The following is an 18,390-nucleotide window of genomic DNA, read 5'->3' on the forward strand; positions in this document are numbered from 1 at the left end:
AATGTCCGGGCGTACCGCTCTAGCCGGTCTGCCCGCCGTCCGAGCCGCTCTCGGGGCCGCGTCGCCGCGGGACCGGCCGCCGCGCCGGGGCGTCGACACGGCCGGGCCCGCCCCCGCCGGACCTGCCGCGGGCGCGCCCCTCCTATAGTGACGGACTGGAGGAGCACCGCATTCCCCCGCACCACCCGCGCGGCCCCCTCCCCACGAGAGGACTGAGCCCCATGAGCGCTGGCACCCGGAGCCCGCAGCTGCCCGAGGACCGCTACGGGCGGCGCGGCGACCGCGAGAGCGACCGTCGGCTCAAGGTGGCCGGCGCGGTCTGCGGGGTGCTGATGCTGGGCCTGATCGCCTGGCTGGGCGGCTCCTACCTGATCCGCGAGACGAAGATCAACGGCGCCGTGCCGACCTTCCAGGCGCTCTCCGACACCGAGCTCCAGCTGCACCTGGCGGTGCGCAAGAGCGACGGCACGGCCGGCAGCTGCACCGTCCGCTCGCAGGGCGAGGACGGCGCGGTGGTCGGGGTGGCCGACTTCGCGGTCCCGGCGGAGGGCTCCGAGTACGACGCCGTGGTGAGCCTGCGGACCACCGCCCGCGGCACCACCGCCGAGCTGCTGGGCTGTACGCCCGAGTAACGGCACGGCAGGCATATCCGCCCGGAGGAACGGGCATCCGTAGAGGAGCCCCGTCCGCCGATCCTGTACACCTTGGCGCAACGCTGTCGTCAATGGCAGGCCAACGACTCTCCCCATTGTCGGCGGGAGTTGTTAGGCTCGTGGTTTCGCCCCTTCCGCACCAGCTGGTACGGGAGCGGGCGTTGCTTTGTAGTTAAGACCGATATCAGCACCACTCGACGCGCTGACGACTCACACCCTCAGCACAGCCCCAGCACCTACGAGGAGCACCCGTGACCCAGACCAGCGAGAACGTGACCTGGCTCACTCAGTCCGGCTACGACCAGCTCAAGGCCGAGCTGGATCACCTGACCGGCCCCTGGCGGATCGAGATCGCGCAGAAGATCGAGGCCGCGCGCGAGGAGGGTGACCTCAAGGAGAACGCCGGTTACCACGCCGCGAAGGAGGAGCAGGGCAAGTACGAGCTGCGGATCCGCCAGCTCACCCAGATCCTGGAGCGCGCCAAGGTCGGCGAGGCTCCGGCGGACTCGGGAGTGGTCGCTCCGGGCATGGTCGTCACGGTCGCCTTCGACGGCGACGAGGACGACACCATGAAGTTCCTGCTGGGTTCGCGCGAGGTCGGCGACGACGACCTGGACATCTACTCGCCGCAGTCCCCGCTCGGCCGCGCGATCGACGGCAAGACGATCGGTGACGAGGCGACCTACGAGCTGCCGAACGGTAAGCAGGCCATGGTCAAGATCATCGAGGTCAAGCCCTACACCGGCTGACCGCACCCCCGCACGCGCGAAGGGCGGCCGTGGCACAGCGCCGCGGCCGCCCTTCGGCGCGCTCCGGGGAGCTCGCCCGGCTCGGCCGGCTCAGCCGGCTCAGCCGGCCGAGTGACGGTACTTGCGCACCGCCAGCCAGGAGAACACCGCGGTGATCACCACCGACCAGAGCACCGACACCAGCTCGGCGTGCTGCATCGGCCACACGTCGTCCACCGGGCCCACCTGGTTGCCGAACAGGTTGCGGCAGGCCTGCACGGTGGCGCTGAACGGGTTCCAGTAGGCGATCGCCTGCAGCCAGCCCGGCATCGAGCTGACCGGCACGAAGGCGTTGGAGATGAAGGTCAGCGGGAAGAGCCAGATCAGCCCGGCCGAGGTGGCCGCCTCCGGGCTGCGCACCGACAGGCCGATCAGCGCGCCGATCCAGGAGAAGGCGTAGCCGAGCAGGAGCAGCAGTCCGAACGCGCCGAGCGCGGACAGCACCCCCTCGTGGATCCGCCAGCCGACCAGCACCGCCACCACCGCCAGCACCACCAGGGTGAACGCGGTCTGGCAGAGGTCGGCCAGGGTGCGGCCGACCAGCACCGCCGAGCGGGCCATCGGCAGCGAGCGGAACCGGTCGACCAGGCCCTTGGACATGTCCTCGGCGATGCCCGCCGAGGCGCCGGCCACCGCGAAGGTGACGGTCTGGGCGAAGATGCCCGCCATCAGGAACTGGATGTACGCCGAGGAGCTGGACTCCGACCCGGGGATCTTGATCGCGCCGCCCATGACGTACGAGAACAGCAGCACGAACATGACCGGCTGCATCAGGCCGAACACCACGATCTCGGGTATCCGGGTCATCCGGCGCAGGTTGCGCCGGGCGACCACCCAGGAGTCGTGCAGGACGGCGGCCACGCCCCGGCGCTGCTGGGGGACCGCCCCGCCGATGGCGTGCTCGGTGGCCGTGGCCATCTCAGCGCTCCTTCCCGGCCGGAACGGCCTGCTTGCCGGTGCCGGAGCCATCGCCCCGCCCGCGCCGCTTGCCCCCGGCGGCGCCGTTCTCCTCGTCCTCGGCCTCGGTGTGGTGGCCGGTGAGCGAGAGGAAGACGTCGTCCAGGGTCGGCCGGCGCAGGCCGATGTCGTCGATCCCGATCGAGCGGGAGTCCAGCTCGCGGATCACGTCGGCGAGCATCCGGGAGCCGCCGCTGACCGGGACGGTGATCCGCCGGGTGTTCTTCTCCACCGCCGGTTCGCCGAGCGCGTAGGCGGAGAGCGCCGCGACCGCGTCGGCGACCAGCTCGGGCCGCTGCACCACGACCTCGATCCGCTCGCCGCCGATCTGCGCCTTGAGCCGGTCGGCGGTGCCGCGCGCGATCACCCGGCCGTGGTCGACCACGGCGATGTCGTGGGCGAGGCGGTCGGCCTCCTCCAGGTACTGGGTGGTGAGCAGCAGCGTGGTGCCCTGTTCGACCAGCGTCTCGATGACCTCCCACAGGGCGAGCCGGTTGCGCGGGTCCAGGCCGGTGGTGGGCTCGTCCAGGAACATCACCGGCGGGCGGACGACCAGGGCGGCGGCGAGGTCGAGACGCCTGCGCATGCCGCCGGAGTAGGTCTTGGCGGTGCGGTCCTTGGCCTCGGTGAGGTTGAACCACTCCAGCAGTTCGAGGGCCCGGGCCTTCGCCTCGCGGGCGGGCATCTGGTACAGCTCGCCCACCATCTGGAGGTTCTCGAAGCCGGTGAGGTACTCGTCGACCGCGGCGTACTGGCCGGAGAGGCCGATCAGGCTGCGGACCCGGTTCGGGTGCTTGAGGACGTCGACGCCGGCCACCGTCGCACGGCCGGAGTCGGGGCGGAGCAGGGTGGTGAGGACGCGCACGGTGGTGGTCTTGCCGGCGCCGTTCGGGCCGAGCAGCCCGAGCACCGCGCCCTCGGGGACGTCGAGGCTGACGCCGTCCAGGGCTCGTACGTCGCCGAAGGTCTTGACCAGGTTCTCGGCTTGGATGGCTGGCGCCATGGGCCTGCCTCATCTCCTCGGAGGAACGGGCGGAACGGTGTGGTCTGTCCCACTTTGCCCCCAACACCGGAGGGCAAGCGACTCGTTCCCGCCGCCAAGGCGGCAGGACGCGATGTATCGCGAGTTTGGCATCCGCGATATATCGCGTCAAGGAGGGGCGCGCTCCTCCGTGCGCTCCGGCGCGCGCTCCCCCGCGCCGCCCTACCGGGAGACCACGTAGCCCGCGCCCCGCAGTTCGCCGAGCACCGCCGCGCAGTGCTCCGGCCCCTTGGTCTCCAGGTGCAGGTCCACCTCCACCTCGGTCAGCCCCAGCTGCGGATCGACCCGCACGTGCGCGACGTCCAGCACATTGGCGTCCACCCTGGTCAGCACCCCGAGCAGGCCCGCCAGCGCACCGGGCCGGTCGGCCAGCCGCACCCGCAGCGAGAGGTACCGCCCGGCCGCCGCCAGGCCGTGGCGCAGCACCCGCTGCATCAGCTGCGGGTCGATGTTGCCGCCGGACAGCACCGCCACCACCGGCCCCTCGAAGGAGTCCGGCCGCTCCAGCAGCGCCGCGACCGGGGCCGCCCCGGCCGGCTCCACCACCAGCTTCAGCCGCTCCAGACCGAGCAGCAGCGCCCGGGACAGCGAGTCCTCGGAGACCGTCCGGACACCGTCCGCCAGGGCGTTCACGATCTCGAACGGGACGTCCCCCGGCCGGCCGACCATGATCCCGTCCGCCATGGTGGCGAACCGTTCCAGCGAGACCGGGTGCCCGGCCGCCAGCGAGGGCGGGTACGCGGCCGCGGAGGCCGCCTGCACCCCGATCACCCGCACGTCCGGCCGCAGCGGCTTGACCGCCGCCGCGATCCCGGCCAGCAGCCCGCCGCCGCCCACCCCGACCAGGACGGTCCGCACCTCGGGGCACTGCTCCAGGACCTCCAGCCCGACGGTGGCCTGCCCGATCACCACGTCCCGGTGGTCGAACGGGTGGATGAAGACCGCGCCGCCCGCCTCCGCGTAGCGCTGCGCCGCCTGCAGCGCCTCGTCCACCGTCGCCCCGTGCAGCCGCACCTCCGCGCCGTACTCCCGGGTCGCCGCGATCTTCGGCAGCGGGGCGGAGACCGGCATGAAGACGGTCGAGCGCACCCCGAGCAGCGAGGCGGCCAGCGCCACCCCCTGGGCGTGGTTGCCGGCGCTCGCCGCGACGACCCCGCCCGCCCGCTGCACCGGAGACAGGCCCGCGATCCGCACGTACGCCCCACGCAGCTTGAACGAGCCGGTGCGCTGCAGGTTCTCGCACTTCAGGTGGACCGGCGCGCCGACCAGCGCGGAGAGGTGGCGGCTGCCCTCCATCGGCGTCACCCGGGCGACCCCGGCGAGCATCTTCTGGGCGCCGCGGACGTCGTCGAGGGTGATCGGCCAGCTGTGCATGACAGCAGCCTAGGCGCTCATGACACGTGGTCCGGGGACGTCGGCCCTGTTCCCGGGCCCGCCCGGCCCGCGTACTCTGCTGCTCCTGAGCCTTCCTCACCGCACGACGATCGTGAGCCGCGATGACGACGACCTCGCCCCAGGCCCCCGACCTCACCGACCCCGTGCACACCCAACTCCAGTACCAGCTGGCGCTGTTCGCCCGCCGTATGGAACAGGTCCGCGGATCCGACGGAGTGGCCGCCCTGGTCCGGGCGGCCTATCTGCTGCTCGAACGGCTGGAGCGCCTCGGCCCCGCCAACGTCAAGGCGCTGGCCGACGCACTGGGCGTGGACTCCTCCACCGTCACCCGGCAGGTCGCCCCGCTGGTCGCGGCGGGCCTGGTCGGCCGGGTCCAGGACCCGGCCGACCGGCGCGCCGTCCGGCTCGCGCTGACTCCGCTCGGCGCCGGACGGCTGGCCGAAGTCCGGGCCGGGAGGACCGAGTTGACCCGCCGGCTGGTCGCCGGCTGGCCGCCCGAGGAGCAACGGGCGTTCTGCGCCCTGCTGGCCCGCTTCAACCACTCCATGGAGGAGTACACCGCGGGCCGGCAGGGCGCCGGCGGGCAGGGCGTCAGCCCAGCGCCTGCTTGAGGTCGGCCAGCAGGTCGTCGATCGACTCGATGCCGACGGAAACGCGCACCAGGTCGGCCGGCACCTCCAGCGCCGAACCGGCCACCGAGGCGTGGGTCATCCGGCCCGGGTGCTCGATCAGCGACTCCACGCCGCCCAGCGACTCGCCGAGGGTGAAGAGCTGCGCCCGGTTGCAGACCTCGACCGCCGCCTCCTCGCCGCCGTCGACCCGGAACGACACCATGCCGCCGAAGGCCTTCATCTGCTTGGCGGCGATGTCGTGGCCGGGGTGCTCGGCCAAGCCCGGGTACAGCACCTGGCTGACCTTCGGGTGGCTCGCGAGCAGCTCGGCGACCCGCTCGGCGTTCGCGCTGTGCCGGTCCATCCGCACGCCGAGGGTCTTGATGCCGCGCAGCACCAGCCAGGCGTCGAACGGGCCGGAGACCGCGCCCATCGCGTTCTGGTGGTAGGCGACCTCCTCGCCGAGACCCGCCTCGGCGATCACCAGGGCGCCGCCGACCACATCCGAGTGGCCGCCCATGTACTTGGTGGTCGAGTGCACGACCACGTCGGCGCCGAGCGCGATCGGCTGCTGCAGGTAGGGGCTGGCGAAGGTGTTGTCGACCACCAGCAGCGCGCCGGCGCCGTGCGCGATCTCGGCCAGCGCGGCGAGGTCGGTGATGCCCAGCAGCGGGTTGGACGGGGTCTCCACCCACACCGCGCGGGTGTTGGGGCGCAGCGCCTCGCGGACGGTGGCGAGGTCCTGGGTGTTGGCCACCGAGAACTCGACGCCCCAGCGGGTCAGCACCTTGGCGAAGAGCCGGAAGGTGCCGCCGTAGGCGTCGTCGGGGATCACGATGTGGTCGCCCGGCTTGAGGACGGTGCGCAGCAGGGTGTCCTCGGCGGCCAGGCCGGAGGCGAAGGCGAGGCCGCGGGCCCCGCCCTCCAGCGCGGCGAGGCACTCCTCCAGCGCGGTGCGGGTCGGGTTGGCGCTACGGCTGTACTCGTAGCCGCCCCGCAGGCCGCCCACCCCGTCCTGCTTGTAGGTGGACACCTGGTAGATCGGCGTGACGACGGCCCCGGTCTGGGGGTCTGCTTCCTGACCCGCGTGGATGGCGAGGGTCTCGAAGCCTTGGGGAAGCTGGTGCTCGGTCATGCTCCGAGCGTAGTCGGCGAACCGCCGGGCGCCGCGCGCAAGACGCGGACGGGGCCGCCGGGAGGCCGCCGGTCCGCCGGAATCCCCGGCCGCCCGGCCGCGTTGGACTCTGCGCAACCCTCCCCGAACCGTTGGAGCAGGCCGTGCTGTTCAACCGCCACAAGACCTCGCTCGTCCCCGCCGACCAGGCGCTGCCCGGCCGCCAGGCCCCGGCGTTCACGCTCCGTGACCCGCACACCGTGCTCGGCCACCCGCTGACCGGCCCCTACCCCGACGGTCTTGAGGTCGCGGACTTCGGGCTGGGCTGCTTCTGGGGTGCCGAGCGGACGTTCTGGCGGCTGCCCGGCGTCTGGACGACGCTGGTCGGCTACCAGGGCGGGCACACCCCGAACCCGACGTACGAGGAGGTGTGCAGCGGCCTGACCGGGCACACCGAGGCGGTCCGGGTGGTCTACGACCCCGCCGTGGTCTCCTACGAGCGGCTGCTGAAGACCTTCTGGGAGGCGCACGACCCGACCCAGGGCAACCGCCAGGGCAACGACGTGGGCACCCAGTACCGCTCCGCGGTCTACACCCACTCCCCGGCCCAGGCCGCCGCCGCGACCGCCACCCGGGACGCCTTCCAGCCGGCCCTGACCGCGCTCGGCCTCGGCCCGATCACCACCGAGATCGCCCCGGCGGGCCCGTTCTACCCCGCCGAGCCCTACCACCAGCAGTACCTCTCGGACGCCAAGAACCCGAACGGCTACTGCGGCCTCGGCGGCACCGGCGCCAGCTGCCCGATCGGGGTCGCCCGCACCGGCGCCTGACCCCGTCGGGCACCCCGGGTGAGCCGTCACCCACGGTCGGCGGTCACCCGGGGCGAGCCGTGACCGAGGGTTCCCGATCGGGCCCTGCGGGCGCAGACTGGAAGGACCGGTTGGGCGGCCGCGTCACCGTCCCTGGTGATGCGGCCGCCCCTGTCCCGAGGAGCACCTCATGGCCGGTCTCATCCGCAAGAACTTCGACACCGATCCCGAGGAGGTCCGCCCCTTCGAGGCGGACAAGGGCGAGTTGCGCCTGGTCAACCTGGACGGCGGCGCCGTCGGACGGGCGGTGTTCCGGCCCGGCTGGCGGTGGTCCGAGCACATCAAGCCGATCGCCGGGACGGACAGCTGCCGGTCGGCCCACGTCGGCTACGTCCTCTCCGGACGGATGAAGATCGTCATGGACGACGGCCAGGAGGCCGAATTCGGCCCCGGCGACTTCATGGTCTGCCCGCCCGGCCACGACGCCTGGGTGGTCGGCGACGAGCCCGTGGTCGCCCTGGACTGGCAGGGCTTCGGCGACTACGCCAAGCGCTCCTGAGCACCCGGCCGGCGCTGGTCAGCCCCGCCGGACCTCGTGCATGAAGCACCCGAAGTCCACCGCCCGGACGTGCGCCACGGCCACCTGCGGGTCGGCGAGCAGCCGCGCCGCGACCGCCTCGGCGGTGTCCGGCTCGACCAGCTCGCCGCCGAGGATGTGCCCGCGCCGGTCGTACAGGCGCACCAGCCGCCGGCCGCTGTGGAAGCCCTCCGGCCAGCCCCGGCCCGCCGGGCCGGCGCACGGGCCGTCGTGGACGAAGACCGGGCCGGTCTCGTCGTACGGGCCGGGCTCGGCCCCGGTCCCGGCGGCCCAGCGCCGCAGCGGCGCGTAGGAGACCAGGGCGATCCGCTCGCCGGGCCGCGCCCTGGTCAGGCAGCAGCGCAGCGGGGCGCCGCCGGTCTCGTCGACCGAGCGCACGGGCGCGCGGCCGGAGTCGTCGCGCACCAGCAGGGCGCGGTGCACGGCGGGGTCGATGGCGTGGACGGTCAGGACGGACGGGGTGGCGGAGGTGATCGTCATGCCTCCACCCTGGCGGTGCGGAGGCCGGAATTCCGGCGGAAATCGGCCGTCGCGTTCCGCCCCGGCCCGGCCGTCGGTGCGCGGACCGCGGGGCGCCGCCGGGGCCGTCAGATCGCGCTGCCGGCCTTCCAGTCGGCCCAGCCCATGTTCCAGCCGTTGAGGCCGTTGGACGGCGCGACGGTCTTGTCGCCGGAGTTCACGACCTCGACCACGTCGCCGATCATCGAGCTCTTGAAGAACTTGTAGCCGTCCGCGCTCGCGTCCTGGCCGCCCTTGACGTCGCGCAGCCCGACGCAGCCGTGGCTGGTGTTCTGGCTGCCGAAGACCGACGGCGGGGACCAGTAGTTGCCGTGGATGAAGGTGCCGGAGGTGCTGAGCCGCATCGCGTGCGGCACGTCCGGGATGTCGTACTCGCTGCCGAGGCCGACGGTCTGCGAGTTCATCCGGGTCTGCTGGTACTGCTCGGTGATCACCATCCTGCCGCCCCAGGTGCGGTACTCCGGCGAGCCGCCGGAGATCGCGTAGACGGCGCTGACCTGGCCGTCCGTGGTGACGGTGAGCTTCTTGGCGGCGAGGTCGGCGACGCTGGTCTGCGCCCGGCCGATGGTGAAGCGGACGTCCTTGGACTGGGTGCCGTAGACGCCCTTGGCGCCCTGGACGTCCTTCAGCCGGAGCTTGACGGTCACCTTGGTGCCCTTGGCCCAGTACTCCCGCGGCCGGAAGTCGAGGCGGGTGCTGGAGAACCAGTGCCCGACGATCTCGACGCCCGGCTCGGCTATCACGGTGATCGCCTGCTGGACGGCCTTGCGGTCGGTGACCGGCTTGCTGAAGTTGATCGAGACCGGCATGCCGACGCCGACGACCGAGCCGTCCTCGGGGGTGAAGTAGCCGACGAAGGTGTTGGCCGGGGTCGCCGTGGTGAAGACGGCGTTGGCGTCGGCCTCCAGCTTCTCCTTGTCGAAGGCGACCGCGGACACCGTGTACTTGGTGCCGCTGGCCGGTGCCGCGGCGGAGGTCCAGACGGTGCCGTCGGCGGACAGCTCGCCGGCCAGCGCCTTGCCGGCGGAGTCGGTGACCTTGACCGCGGTGAGGGCGCCGCCCGCGACGGCGACCCGGACCGGCTCGCTGAAGCTGGCGGCGGTGGCGCCGTCGGCCGGGGTGACGGTGATCACGGCGGCCGAGGTCTTCGGGGTGGGGGTGCTGGTGGCGGTGGGCGTGGGCTGCGCGCCGGCGGTGGCCGTGCCACCGGTGCCGCCGCCCGTGCCGGTGTCCGCGCCGCCGGTCCCGCCGCTGCCGCCGGTGGCGGCGCCGTTGTCGGCGCTCTTGCTGTCGTTGCAGGCCGCCAGCAGCAGGACCGGGGCCCCGATCAGGCCCGCCAGTACGCCGCGCCGGCTCCAGTTGCTCCCGGCCGCTCGGCCCTGACCTTCCCGTGCCGTCACGTCGCCCACTCCCTGCTGATCATCCGGGCCTTACGGATACAGAAACGCAATCCGTGCGTTCACGGTTCCATCACCAACGGCTTGCGATCGTACGAGAATCCGAAAGTCGGCGCCAAATATGGACAAATACCCGGTCCGCGGACGGCGGACCGGGCATTCACGGGCCGTGACGGGCGCGTCCTACTCGGCGGACTCCTCCACCGCGTACTCGTCCCACTCGTCACCCTCCGGGTCGAAGTCGGTCTTCGCCGACTCCCAGGTCGCCGAGGCCAGCTCGACCCCCGGGACGTCGCCGAGCAGCGCCACCGGGTCGATGAAGTGGGCGAGCGAGCCCGACGGGTCCACCTCGATGGCCTCGACGGACTGCGCGCGCTCCTCGTCGTCGAGGTACTCGTCGCCGGCCACCTGCTGGAGGGCCGCCGCCTTGAGGGCGCCCTCGTCGGTGATCTCGGCGATGAGCTCGATGCTGAGCCGGACGTAGCGCGGGCTGTCCTGGCCGGTCGTGTCAGTGCTGGTCATGACAGTGAGACTACGGGAACGAACCGGTGCGCCGGCACGGAAGACGGGAGGGGCCGGCCCTCCGCGTGGAGGACCGGCCCCGCCGCCTCCGCCGGACTCCCCCACCCGGGAGCCGCGGAGACGCGCCAAGCGGCGCGGGTCGCCCGGAGAGCCGCCACACCCTGGCAGCCGGCCGGAACCGGGCAGGGGCGGGACGACGGCGCCTCCGCGGGCAGGGGCACCACCGGCCGGATCAGGACCGGCCGTCGGGCCCGAGACGGACCGCGCCGCCGGGGAGCCGCTCCCGGTGGTCGCCGCCGTCTCGCTCGGCGTCTTGCCGTGAGCACAACGATGCCGCAGCCGTGTTAAGCCCGTGCTGCACGGAGATGACGCCGGTGTACCAGTTCGCCCGGAAACGGAAGCCCGCGCCCCGCGGGCCCCCCGGCCGCCGGGTCGGGGGCGGCGGCCGGTCCGGCCCCGGTGCCCGGCCTCAGTGCCCGGCGCGGCTGCCGGTCAGGAAGCCCAGCAGGTCCTGGCGGGTGACGATGCCCTGCGGCTTGCCCTCCACCAGCACCACCGCGGCGTCGGCCTTCTCCAGCACCGTCATCAGGTTGGTGACGGTCTCGCCCGAGCCGACCACCGGCAGCGGCTTGGACATCACCTTGTCCAGGGTGTCGGTCAGCTGGATGTCGCCCGCGAAGACGCCCTCCAGCAGCAGCTTCTCCACCACCGAGCCGATCACCTCGCCGGCCATGATGTCCGGGTGGCCGGCGCCCGGCGAGACCACCGGCATCTGCGAGACGCCGTACTCGCGCAGCACCCGGACCGCCTCGGAGACCGTCTCGTTGGGGTGCATGTGGACGAACTGCGGAATGCCCTCGTGCTCGATGGCGTCCTTGCGGGCCAGCACCTCGCCGATGTGCGCCTCGTCGGTGGCGGAGGGCAGGAAGCCGTAGTCGGCCATCCAGTCGTCGTTGAAGATCTTCGACAGGTAGCCGCGGCCGCCGTCCGGCAGCAGCACCACGACGACGTCGTCCGGGCCGAGCCCGCGGGCCACCTCCAGCGCGGCGACGACCGCCATGCCGCAGGAGCCGCCGACCAGCAGGCCCTCCTCCTTGGCCAGACGGCGGGTCATCTGGAAGGAGTCCTTGTCGGAGACGGCGACGATGCCGTCCGCGACGGTGCGGTCGTAGGCGGTCGGCCAGAAGTCCTCACCGACGCCCTCGACCAGGTACGGCCGGCCGGTGCCGCCCGAGTAGACCGAGCCCTCCGGGTCGGCGCCGATCACCTGGACCTTGCCGCCGGAGACCTCCTTCAGGTAGTTGCCGGTGCCGGAGATGGTGCCGCCGGTGCCGACGCCCGCCACGAAGTGGGTGATCCGGCCCCCGGTCTGCTCCCACAGCTCGGGGCCGGTGGAGTGGTAGTGCGAGGCCGGGTTGTCCGGGTTGGAGTACTGGTCCGGCTTCCAGGCGTTCGGGGTCTCCCGGACGAGGCGGTCGGAGACGTTGTAGTACGAGTCCGGGTGCTCGGGGGCGACGGCGGTCGGACAGACGACCACCTCGGCGCCGTAGGCGCGGAGCGTGTTGATCTTGTCGGTGGAGACCTTGTCCGGGCAGACGAAGATGCACTTGTAGCCCTTCTGCTGGGCCACGATCGCCAGGCCGACACCCGTGTTGCCGGAGGTCGGCTCGACGATGGTGCCCCCGGGCTTGAGCGCGCCGGAGGCCTCGGCGGCCTCGATCATGCGCATCGCGATGCGGTCCTTCACCGAGCCGCCGGGGTTGAAGTACTCGACCTTGGCGAGCACCGTCGCGCTGATCCCCTCGGTGACCTTGTTCAGCTTGACCAGCGGCGTATTGCCGACCAGGTCGATGATCGAGTTGTGGTACCGCACGGGGGTCCTCCCGGTCTGTGGGCATGCAGGCAGTGGCTTTCGGTACTGCAAAGCCTAGGCCGTACCACGCGTCCCGGAAGGCCCCTCGCGCCCCACGAACGGACCACCCCCGTCGTAGGCCGGGCCGATCGCGGGTACGAGGGGTGTACACGCATCGGGAGCGGCCCCCCACGGGGCGGCGCGAGGACGCGAAGGGGGCACCGGATGTCCACGGCACAGGAGTCCCGGGCCCGGGTGGCCCGCAGGATCGCCACCGCGGCGGCGTACGGCGGCGGCGGGCTCGGCGTGCTGGGCGTGGGCCTGGTGGGCCTGCTGCTGACCGAGAGCAAGCTGGCCGTCCAGGCCATCGGCATCCTGGAGGGCACCCCGCCGAAGGCCGACGGCGTCTACGGCGAGGCCTTCGCCGACGCCTCCGCCGCCCTGCAGCCGCCGCTGGTGCTGGCCTTCCTCGGCGACTCGACCGCGGCCGGCCTCGGAGTGCTGCGGGCCCGCGAGACACCGGGCGCGCTGCTCGCCGCCGGGCTCGCCTCGGTCGCCGAGCGCCCGGTGCGGCTGGTCAACGTGGCCTTCAGCGGCGGCCGCTCCGCCGATCTGGCCGGCCAGCTGGACCAGGCCCTGGCGCACCGCCCCGACATCGCCGTGATCATGGTCGGCGCCAATGACGTGACCCGGCACAGCCCGGCCCAGCTCGCGGTGCGCCAGCTCGGCGAGACGGTCGCCGCGCTGCGCGCCGCCGGCTGCCAGGTGGTGGTGGGCACCTGCCCGGACCTCGGGACGATCAAGCCGGTCCGCCCGCCGCTGCGCTGGGTGGCCCGCCGGCTGAGCCGTCAGCTGGCCGCCGCGCAGACCATCGCGGTGGTGGAGGCCGGCGGGCGGACGGTCTCCCTCGGCTCGCTGCTCGGTCCGGAGTTCGCGGCCCGGCCGGAGATGTTCGCCGCCGACCGCTACCACCCCTCGGCCCAGGGCTACGCGACGGCCGCGATGGCCGTGCTGCCCTCGGTCTGCGCCGTGCTGGACCTCTGGCCGCAGGAGGAGCGGCCGGACGGGACGGTCCCGGGCGAGGCGGTGCTGCCGGTGGCGGTGGCCGCGGCGGCCGCGGCCGGACGGTCCGGCTCCGAGGTGGCGGCGGTCGGCGGCGAGGCCGGCGCGGCCGGGCGCTGGGCACTGCTGCGCCACCGGCTGCGGGTCGGCCTGCCGGGTTCCGGAGCCTTCGCCGAGCCCCCCACCGACGGCCCGCCGACCGGCCGGAACACGTCGGCCAGCTCACACGCCGGAGCGGATGACGGCTGATCTACCAGGCGGTAACTTTCCTCCCGGACGCCTGTCCGCCGCCACTCAGCGAGGAGCCCGTGATGCCCGAAGCCGTCATCGTCAGCGCCGCCCGTTCGCCGATCGGCCGGGCCTTCAAGGGCTCGCTGAAGGACGTCCGCCCGGACGACCTGACCGCGCACGTCATCCGGGCCGCCCTGGCCAAGGTGCCGCAGCTCGACCCGCGCGAGATCGACGACCTGATGCTCGGCTGCGGCCTGCCCGGCGGCGAGCAGGGCCACAACCTGGCCCGCATCGTGGCCGTCCAGATGGGCATGGACTACCTGCCCGGGGCCACCGTCACCCGCTACTGCTCCTCCTCGCTGCAGACCACGCGGATGGCCCTGCACGCGATCAGGGCCGGCGAGGGCGACGTCTTCGTGTCGGCCGGCGTGGAGACCGTCTCGCGCAGCGTCCACGGCACCTCGGACGGCCTGCCGGGCACCATGAACCCGCTGTTCGACGAGGCGCGGGCGCGCACCGCCCGGCGGGCCGAGGAGGGCGGCGGCGAGTGGCACGACCCGCGCGAGGACGGGCTGCTGCCGGACGCCTACATCGCGATGGGCCAGACCGCCGAGAACCTGGCCGCGCTCAAGGGCATCACCCGCGCCGAGCAGGACGAGTTCGGCGTGCGTTCGCAGAACCTCGCCGAGGCCGCCATCGCGGCCGGCTTCTGGGAGCGCGAGATCGCCCCGGTCACCCTGCCGGACGGCACCGTGGTCAGCACGGACGACGGTCCGCGGGCGGGCGTCACCCTGGAGGGCGTCTCCGGCCTGAAGCCGGTGTTCCGCCCGGACGGCACGGTGACCGCCGGTAACTGCTGCCCGCTGAACGACGGCGCCGCCGCGCTGGTCGTCATGTCCGACACCAAGGCCCGCGAGCTGGGCATCACCCCGCTCGCCCGGGTGGTCTCCACCGGCGTCAGCGCGCTCTCCCCCGAGATCATGGGCTACGGCCCGGTCGAGGCCTCCCGGCAGGCGCTCAAGCGGGCCGGCCTGACCATCGGCGACATCGACCTGGTCGAGATCAACGAGGCCTTCGCCGCCCAGGTGATCCCGTCCTACCGCGATCTCGGCGTCGACCTGGACCGGCTGAACGTCAACGGCGGCGCGATCGCGGTCGGCCACCCCTTCGGCATGACCGGCGCCCGGATCACCACCACCCTGATCAACTCCCTGCAGTGGCACGACAAGCAGTTCGGCCTGGAGACCATGTGCGTCGGCGGCGGCCAGGGCATGGCGATGGTCATCGAGCGGCTGAGCTGACCCCGAACGACCCCGCCCCCGCCGGATCCGTCAACCCCGAAGGGTCCAGACCACCCATTTGGAGTGACGCAGGGTAATTGAGGGCCGGATCACACCGAGAGGTCGATCCGGCCCTCTTTTCTGTCATTTCCGGACCGGAAATCGACGGTGCGGAGCGGATCAACTCCGCTGCGTAGAGCGGGACTACCTAACAATTTGGGGACAAGAGCGGAAGTCGCCGACAAAGTGGACATTCGCCCCTGCGGTAACAGGGCCGGATGCGGCAGTGTGGAGACGTAACCCCGTTCCGCTCCTCGCTAGGAGTACGTTCCGTGAGCGCCGTCTACACCATCCTGCTGCTGATCCTGATCGCCGTGTCGACCGCCGTGCTGCTCCACCTCCGGGGAATCTCCCGTCGGCTGGACGCGCGGGCGACCGCCGCGCCGGCCGTCGACGAGGCGGCGATACGCCGGGCCGTCGCCGATGCGCTGGCCGCCGACCGGGAGCGGGAGATCACCGAGGCCCGGGCGTTCTGGGCCGAGCAGGAGGCCCGGGCGGCCGAGGACGCGCCACTGTTCGACTCCCCCTTCGCCGGGGTCTTCAACACCACCGACGAATGGCCGCTCTTCTTCCCCCGCCCGACCGGGCCGAGCGAGGCGGCCGACAACGCGGGCACCATGGATCCGGAATTCGGCGAGGCGCTGCGCTCGGCGCTGGAGGACCTCATCCAGGAGGGCGGCGTGCGCCCGGCCGAGACCGAGACCGAGGGCGGCGCCCCGGTGCGCCCCGGCCACCCGGCCGGCGCCCCGGCCGCCGAGACCGCCGGGGAGGCCCGGGCCCGCCGCGAGGCCGACCTGCTGGCCACCGGCCTGGAGGCCGGGCTGCTGGACGCCGAACCGGCCGTCGAGGACGCCCCGGCCCCCGCGCCCGACCCGCGCCGCCACCCCTCGCACCCCGACTTCGTCCCCAGCCAGGCACCGTCCCGGGAGTGGACCGACACCCGGCTGACCGCGCTCGCCGAGGAGGCGACCGCCCTGGTCGACGTCCGCCCCGGCCCGCTCGGCACCCTGGACGTCTACGCCTTCGCCGACGGCACCACGCTCTGCGTGGCCCCGGGCGACCGCGAGGCCGCGTACCGGCTGATCGACGCCGTCCGGGCCGGCGAGAACGTGCGGCTGCTCGGCGGCTCCCGGTTCTCCGGCTCCTACTCGCTGACCTTCTCCACCGACGAGGACACCGTGTACGTGCTGGCCGACCGGGTGGTGGCCAGCATCTGACCCGACCGGGGCACCGGCCGGGGGGGCCGGCCGGATCAGGGGGTCACCGGTCCGGCCGGCCCCTCGGCCGTTCACGCGGCGGGTGCCGGAGGACCGGACGGCGGTCAGACGGCCGCAGCGGTCTCCGCGAGCCACCGCAGGGCCTGCGCCCGCAGCGCCCGCGCCGTCAGCCGACCGTCCGGCAGCGCCACCGCGGCGTCCGCGGCCAGCGCGTCCAGCGCCGCCGCCAGGTCGTGACCGACCACCGCGAGCTGGTCTCCGACGGCGAACGCCCCGGCGTCCGGCAGCTCGTGCGACGGCCCGCCGTCCGCAGCACCACCACCGGCCGCACCACCGCCGGCCCCGCCGTCCGGGCGCGCCGCCTCGGCCGCCAGCGCCGCGGCCGCCAGCCGGCGGGCCAGTGCCAGCCCGGCCGCCGCCCGCGAGGGGTGCCCGGCAACGGCGCCCAGCAGCCGGCTCTGCGGCATCGCGCGGAACCGGTCGGCCAGCGCGTCGACGGCTTCCACCAGGGACTTCTCATCGGGCGTCTCGGACATGCCGCGAGCATACGGGGCCCGGACGCCGAAAGCCGCCGGGCCCCGGAGCGGGTGCTCCGGGGCCCGGCGGCAGTGACGGCGTGGGGGAGGATCAGTCGTCGCCGCGCAGGATCGCGATCAGCCGCAGCATCTCGACGTAGATCCAGACCAGCGACAGGGTGAGCCCGAAGGCGGCCCGCCAGGACTCCTTCTGCGGGGCGCCGTGCGCGATCGCCTCCTCGATGGCGGCGAAGTCCAGCGAGAGGAAGAACGCGCCGAGGCCGATGCCGACCAGGCCGACCACGATGCCGAGCGGGCCGGACCGCAGCCCCATGTCGGCACCGAAGACCATCGAGGCCACCATGTTGACCAGCATCAGCAGCACGAAGCCCATGGCGATCGCGATGCCGATCCGGGTGTAGCGCGGGGTGACCCGGATCCGGCCGGTCTTGTAGGCGATCAGCATCGCCGCGAAGACGGCCGCGGTGCCCAGCACCGCCTGGATCGCGATGCCCGGCCAGATGGTGTTGAACACCTTGGTGATCGCGCCGAGCGCGAAGCCCTCCAGCCCCGCGTAGAGCAGGATCAGCGGCGGGCTGACGCTCCGCTTGAAGGAGATCACCATGCCGACCACGAAGGCGATCAGCGAGGCGCCGATGGCCAGGCCGAAGTTCCGGTCGGGCAGCGCGAACCAGGCCAGACCGCCGGCCGCGACCAGGGTCAGCAGCGTCATCGCGGTGCGCGCGACCACGTCGTCGAGCGTCATCCGGCCGGTCGCCAGCGGACCGGCGGACGGCGCGTTGTACATCTCGACGAGCTGCTCGTCGGTCAGCGGCGCCTGGCCGTGCGGCTGCTGGGCGTAGGGGCTGTTGGCGTACGGGTTGTTGCCGTACGGGCTGGTGCCGTACGGGTTGGCGGCGGACGGGCCCCCGGCCGGCGGGGTCTGGGTGGTCCCGAAACCCGCGTAGCCGGACTCGCGGGTGAAGGACCCCTCCCGCGAGAAGACCGGGTTGCTGCTTCTCATTGCTCATTCCCTCCGTGGCGGCACTGCACCGCCCGAACCACAAGGGTAATGGCTTGGCAAAGAAATCGGCATCCGCCGCGAGAAGGAGTTCGGGTGTGACGTCCGGCGGGGACGCCGGACGGCGCCCCCGCGAGCAAGTACGTGCCCAGAGCCGGACTCGAACCGGCACGGCCTTTCGGCCAAGCAGTTTTAAGCTGCCCGTGTCTGCGTTCCACCATCTGGGCGTCCTGCGGACCCGGCCCCGCGGACGGAGCGGAGAGCATCGCCCAGCCGCCCGTGCGGACCACCCCTGAGCCTAGTCGCCCGGCCTCCCCTTTCGCATGTTCCGAGGCGGGGAAGTTGTCATGTTTCCTTGCCATCTGACGAACAGTTCGTGATTTGGCCACCGAACCCGCCCGATCCGGCCACCACCCTTCCGCTCGGGGTGCGTGTCATACCGCAGGAGGAGAGCACCACCTGGGCGTACACCCAGCGGCGGTCAGGCCAACCGTCCGGCGGAGCGACGAGAAACCATGATCATCCGGCGGAGCATGGAGGTACGGCCGAACACCCCTGGAAGGGCCCGGCCCGACGAGCACTCCTGCGCCGCACCCACTCGGCGCGCCCCCTGTCTGCCGAGCCCCGAGGAGCACCCCCGTGACCACGTCGACCGCAACCGCCGTCCGCACCGGCCGGGCGGCCGCCCGCGCCACCGGCCTGAACAAGGTCTACGGGGAGGGGGAGACCCGCGTCGTCGCCCTCGAC

The 18,390-nt window shown here is 73.1% G+C and carries 18 protein-coding genes, 1 tRNA gene and 1 pseudogene; 9 read left to right on the forward strand and 11 right to left on the reverse strand.

Going from position 1 to position 18,390, the window contains the following annotated elements; genetic code table 11:
- The first annotated feature begins 221 nt into the window (after positions 1–221).
- Together ACF1AK_RS27135 and greA are read left to right on the forward strand one after the other, a co-directional pair.
- On the forward strand, positions 222–632 hold the full coding sequence (locus tag ACF1AK_RS27135; protein ID WP_391501437.1) for a DUF4307 domain-containing protein: 411 nt from the start codon (positions 222–224) through the stop codon (positions 630–632).
- A 272-nt stretch (positions 633–904) separates the two neighbouring features.
- A complete protein-coding gene (greA, locus tag ACF1AK_RS27140) occupies positions 905–1,402 on the forward strand; it encodes a transcription elongation factor GreA (protein WP_391501438.1) in 498 nt (165 codons plus the stop codon).
- 99 nt (positions 1,403–1,501) lie between these two features.
- Here the strand turns inward: greA and ACF1AK_RS27145 are convergent, their stop codons facing one another.
- From ACF1AK_RS27145 to ilvA, 3 genes are all read right to left on the reverse strand, one after another.
- Positions 1,502–2,359, reverse strand: coding sequence for an ABC transporter permease (locus ACF1AK_RS27145; RefSeq protein ID WP_391501439.1), 858 nt, complete (start codon positions 2,357–2,359; stop codon positions 1,502–1,504).
- A gap of 1 nt (position 2,360) precedes the next feature.
- Complete coding sequence (locus tag ACF1AK_RS27150; RefSeq protein ID WP_391501440.1) at positions 2,361–3,401, reverse strand: ATP-binding cassette domain-containing protein; 1,041 nt, start codon at positions 3,399–3,401, stop codon at positions 2,361–2,363.
- Positions 3,402–3,602: 201 nt separating this feature from the next.
- On the reverse strand, positions 3,603–4,814 hold the full coding sequence (gene ilvA / locus ACF1AK_RS27155; RefSeq protein WP_391501441.1) for a threonine ammonia-lyase: 1,212 nt from the start codon (positions 4,812–4,814) through the stop codon (positions 3,603–3,605).
- Between the two features lie 122 nt (positions 4,815–4,936).
- Here ilvA and ACF1AK_RS27160 point away from each other — a divergent pair, with 122 nt between their 5' ends.
- Complete coding sequence (locus ACF1AK_RS27160) at positions 4,937–5,446, forward strand: MarR family winged helix-turn-helix transcriptional regulator (protein ID WP_380296653.1); 510 nt, start codon at positions 4,937–4,939, stop codon at positions 5,444–5,446.
- Here ACF1AK_RS27160 and ACF1AK_RS27165 read toward each other — a convergent pair.
- Entirely contained in the window at positions 5,427–6,581 is a 1,155-nt protein-coding gene (locus tag ACF1AK_RS27165; protein ID WP_391501442.1) for a cystathionine gamma-synthase, read from the reverse strand. The two genes, ACF1AK_RS27160 and ACF1AK_RS27165, sit on opposite strands and share 20 nt — an antisense overlap.
- 143 nt (positions 6,582–6,724) lie before the next feature.
- Here ACF1AK_RS27165 and msrA point away from each other — a divergent pair, with 143 nt between their 5' ends.
- Both msrA and ACF1AK_RS27175 read left to right on the forward strand, forming a co-directional pair.
- Positions 6,725–7,390 carry a peptide-methionine (S)-S-oxide reductase MsrA gene (gene msrA / locus ACF1AK_RS27170; RefSeq protein WP_391501443.1) on the forward strand — a complete coding sequence of 222 codons (666 nt, stop codon included), beginning with the start codon at positions 6,725–6,727 and terminating at the stop codon, positions 7,388–7,390.
- 169 nt (positions 7,391–7,559) lie between these two features.
- Positions 7,560–7,928: a cupin domain-containing protein gene (locus ACF1AK_RS27175; RefSeq protein WP_391501444.1), complete on the forward strand. Its 369-nt coding sequence runs from the start codon at positions 7,560–7,562 to the stop codon at positions 7,926–7,928.
- 18 nt (positions 7,929–7,946) lie between these two features.
- On the opposite strand, the gene ACF1AK_RS27180 is transcribed toward ACF1AK_RS27175, so the two are convergent.
- The 4 genes from ACF1AK_RS27180 to ACF1AK_RS27195 form a co-directional block, all read right to left on the reverse strand.
- Complete coding sequence (locus ACF1AK_RS27180) at positions 7,947–8,447, reverse strand: DUF1203 domain-containing protein (protein WP_391501445.1); 501 nt, start codon at positions 8,445–8,447, stop codon at positions 7,947–7,949.
- Between the two features lie 107 nt (positions 8,448–8,554).
- Complete coding sequence (locus ACF1AK_RS27185; protein ID WP_391501446.1) at positions 8,555–9,895, reverse strand: Ig-like domain-containing protein; 1,341 nt, start codon at positions 9,893–9,895, stop codon at positions 8,555–8,557.
- Positions 9,896–10,066: 171 nt separating this feature from the next.
- Positions 10,067–10,405: a hypothetical protein gene (locus ACF1AK_RS27190; RefSeq protein ID WP_391501447.1), complete on the reverse strand. Its 339-nt coding sequence runs from the start codon at positions 10,403–10,405 to the stop codon at positions 10,067–10,069.
- A gap of 469 nt (positions 10,406–10,874) precedes the next feature.
- A complete protein-coding gene (locus ACF1AK_RS27195; protein WP_391501448.1) occupies positions 10,875–12,278 on the reverse strand; it encodes a cystathionine beta-synthase in 1,404 nt (467 codons plus the stop codon).
- Between the two features lie 204 nt (positions 12,279–12,482).
- On the opposite strand from ACF1AK_RS27195, the gene ACF1AK_RS27200 reads away from it, so the two are divergent.
- The 3 genes from ACF1AK_RS27200 (at position 12,483) to ACF1AK_RS27210 (ending at position 16,107) form a co-directional block, all read left to right on the forward strand.
- Entirely contained in the window at positions 12,483–13,568 is a 1,086-nt protein-coding gene (locus ACF1AK_RS27200) for an SGNH/GDSL hydrolase family protein (protein WP_391501449.1), read from the forward strand.
- A 62-nt stretch (positions 13,569–13,630) separates the two neighbouring features.
- Positions 13,631–14,851, forward strand: coding sequence for an acetyl-CoA C-acetyltransferase (locus tag ACF1AK_RS27205; RefSeq protein ID WP_391501450.1), 1,221 nt, complete (start codon positions 13,631–13,633; stop codon positions 14,849–14,851).
- A 311-nt stretch (positions 14,852–15,162) separates the two neighbouring features.
- Complete coding sequence (locus tag ACF1AK_RS27210; RefSeq protein WP_391501451.1) at positions 15,163–16,107, forward strand: hypothetical protein; 945 nt, start codon at positions 15,163–15,165, stop codon at positions 16,105–16,107.
- A 104-nt stretch (positions 16,108–16,211) separates the two neighbouring features.
- Here ACF1AK_RS27210 and ACF1AK_RS27215 read toward each other — a convergent pair whose 3' ends face one another.
- From ACF1AK_RS27215 to ACF1AK_RS27225, 3 genes are all read right to left on the reverse strand, one after another.
- Positions 16,212–16,643 (reverse strand): hypothetical protein, encoded by a 432-nt coding sequence (locus ACF1AK_RS27215; protein ID WP_391501452.1) that lies wholly within the window; start codon positions 16,641–16,643, stop codon positions 16,212–16,214.
- Between the two features lie 91 nt (positions 16,644–16,734).
- Positions 16,735–17,646 (reverse strand): Bax inhibitor-1/YccA family protein, encoded by a 912-nt coding sequence (locus ACF1AK_RS27220; RefSeq protein ID WP_391501453.1) that lies wholly within the window; start codon positions 17,644–17,646, stop codon positions 16,735–16,737.
- Between the two features lie 142 nt (positions 17,647–17,788).
- A tRNA-Leu gene (locus ACF1AK_RS27225) sits at positions 17,789–17,870 on the reverse strand.
- Positions 17,871–18,282: 412 nt separating this feature from the next.
- On the opposite strand from ACF1AK_RS27225, the pseudogene ACF1AK_RS27230 reads away from it, so the two are divergent.
- Positions 18,283–18,390, forward strand: a pseudogene (locus ACF1AK_RS27230) (ABC transporter ATP-binding protein); the annotation flags it as partial.

It is taken from the genome of Kitasatospora sp. NPDC015120 (assembly GCF_043080305.1).
GTDB lineage: Bacteria > Actinomycetota > Actinomycetes > Streptomycetales > Streptomycetaceae > Kitasatospora.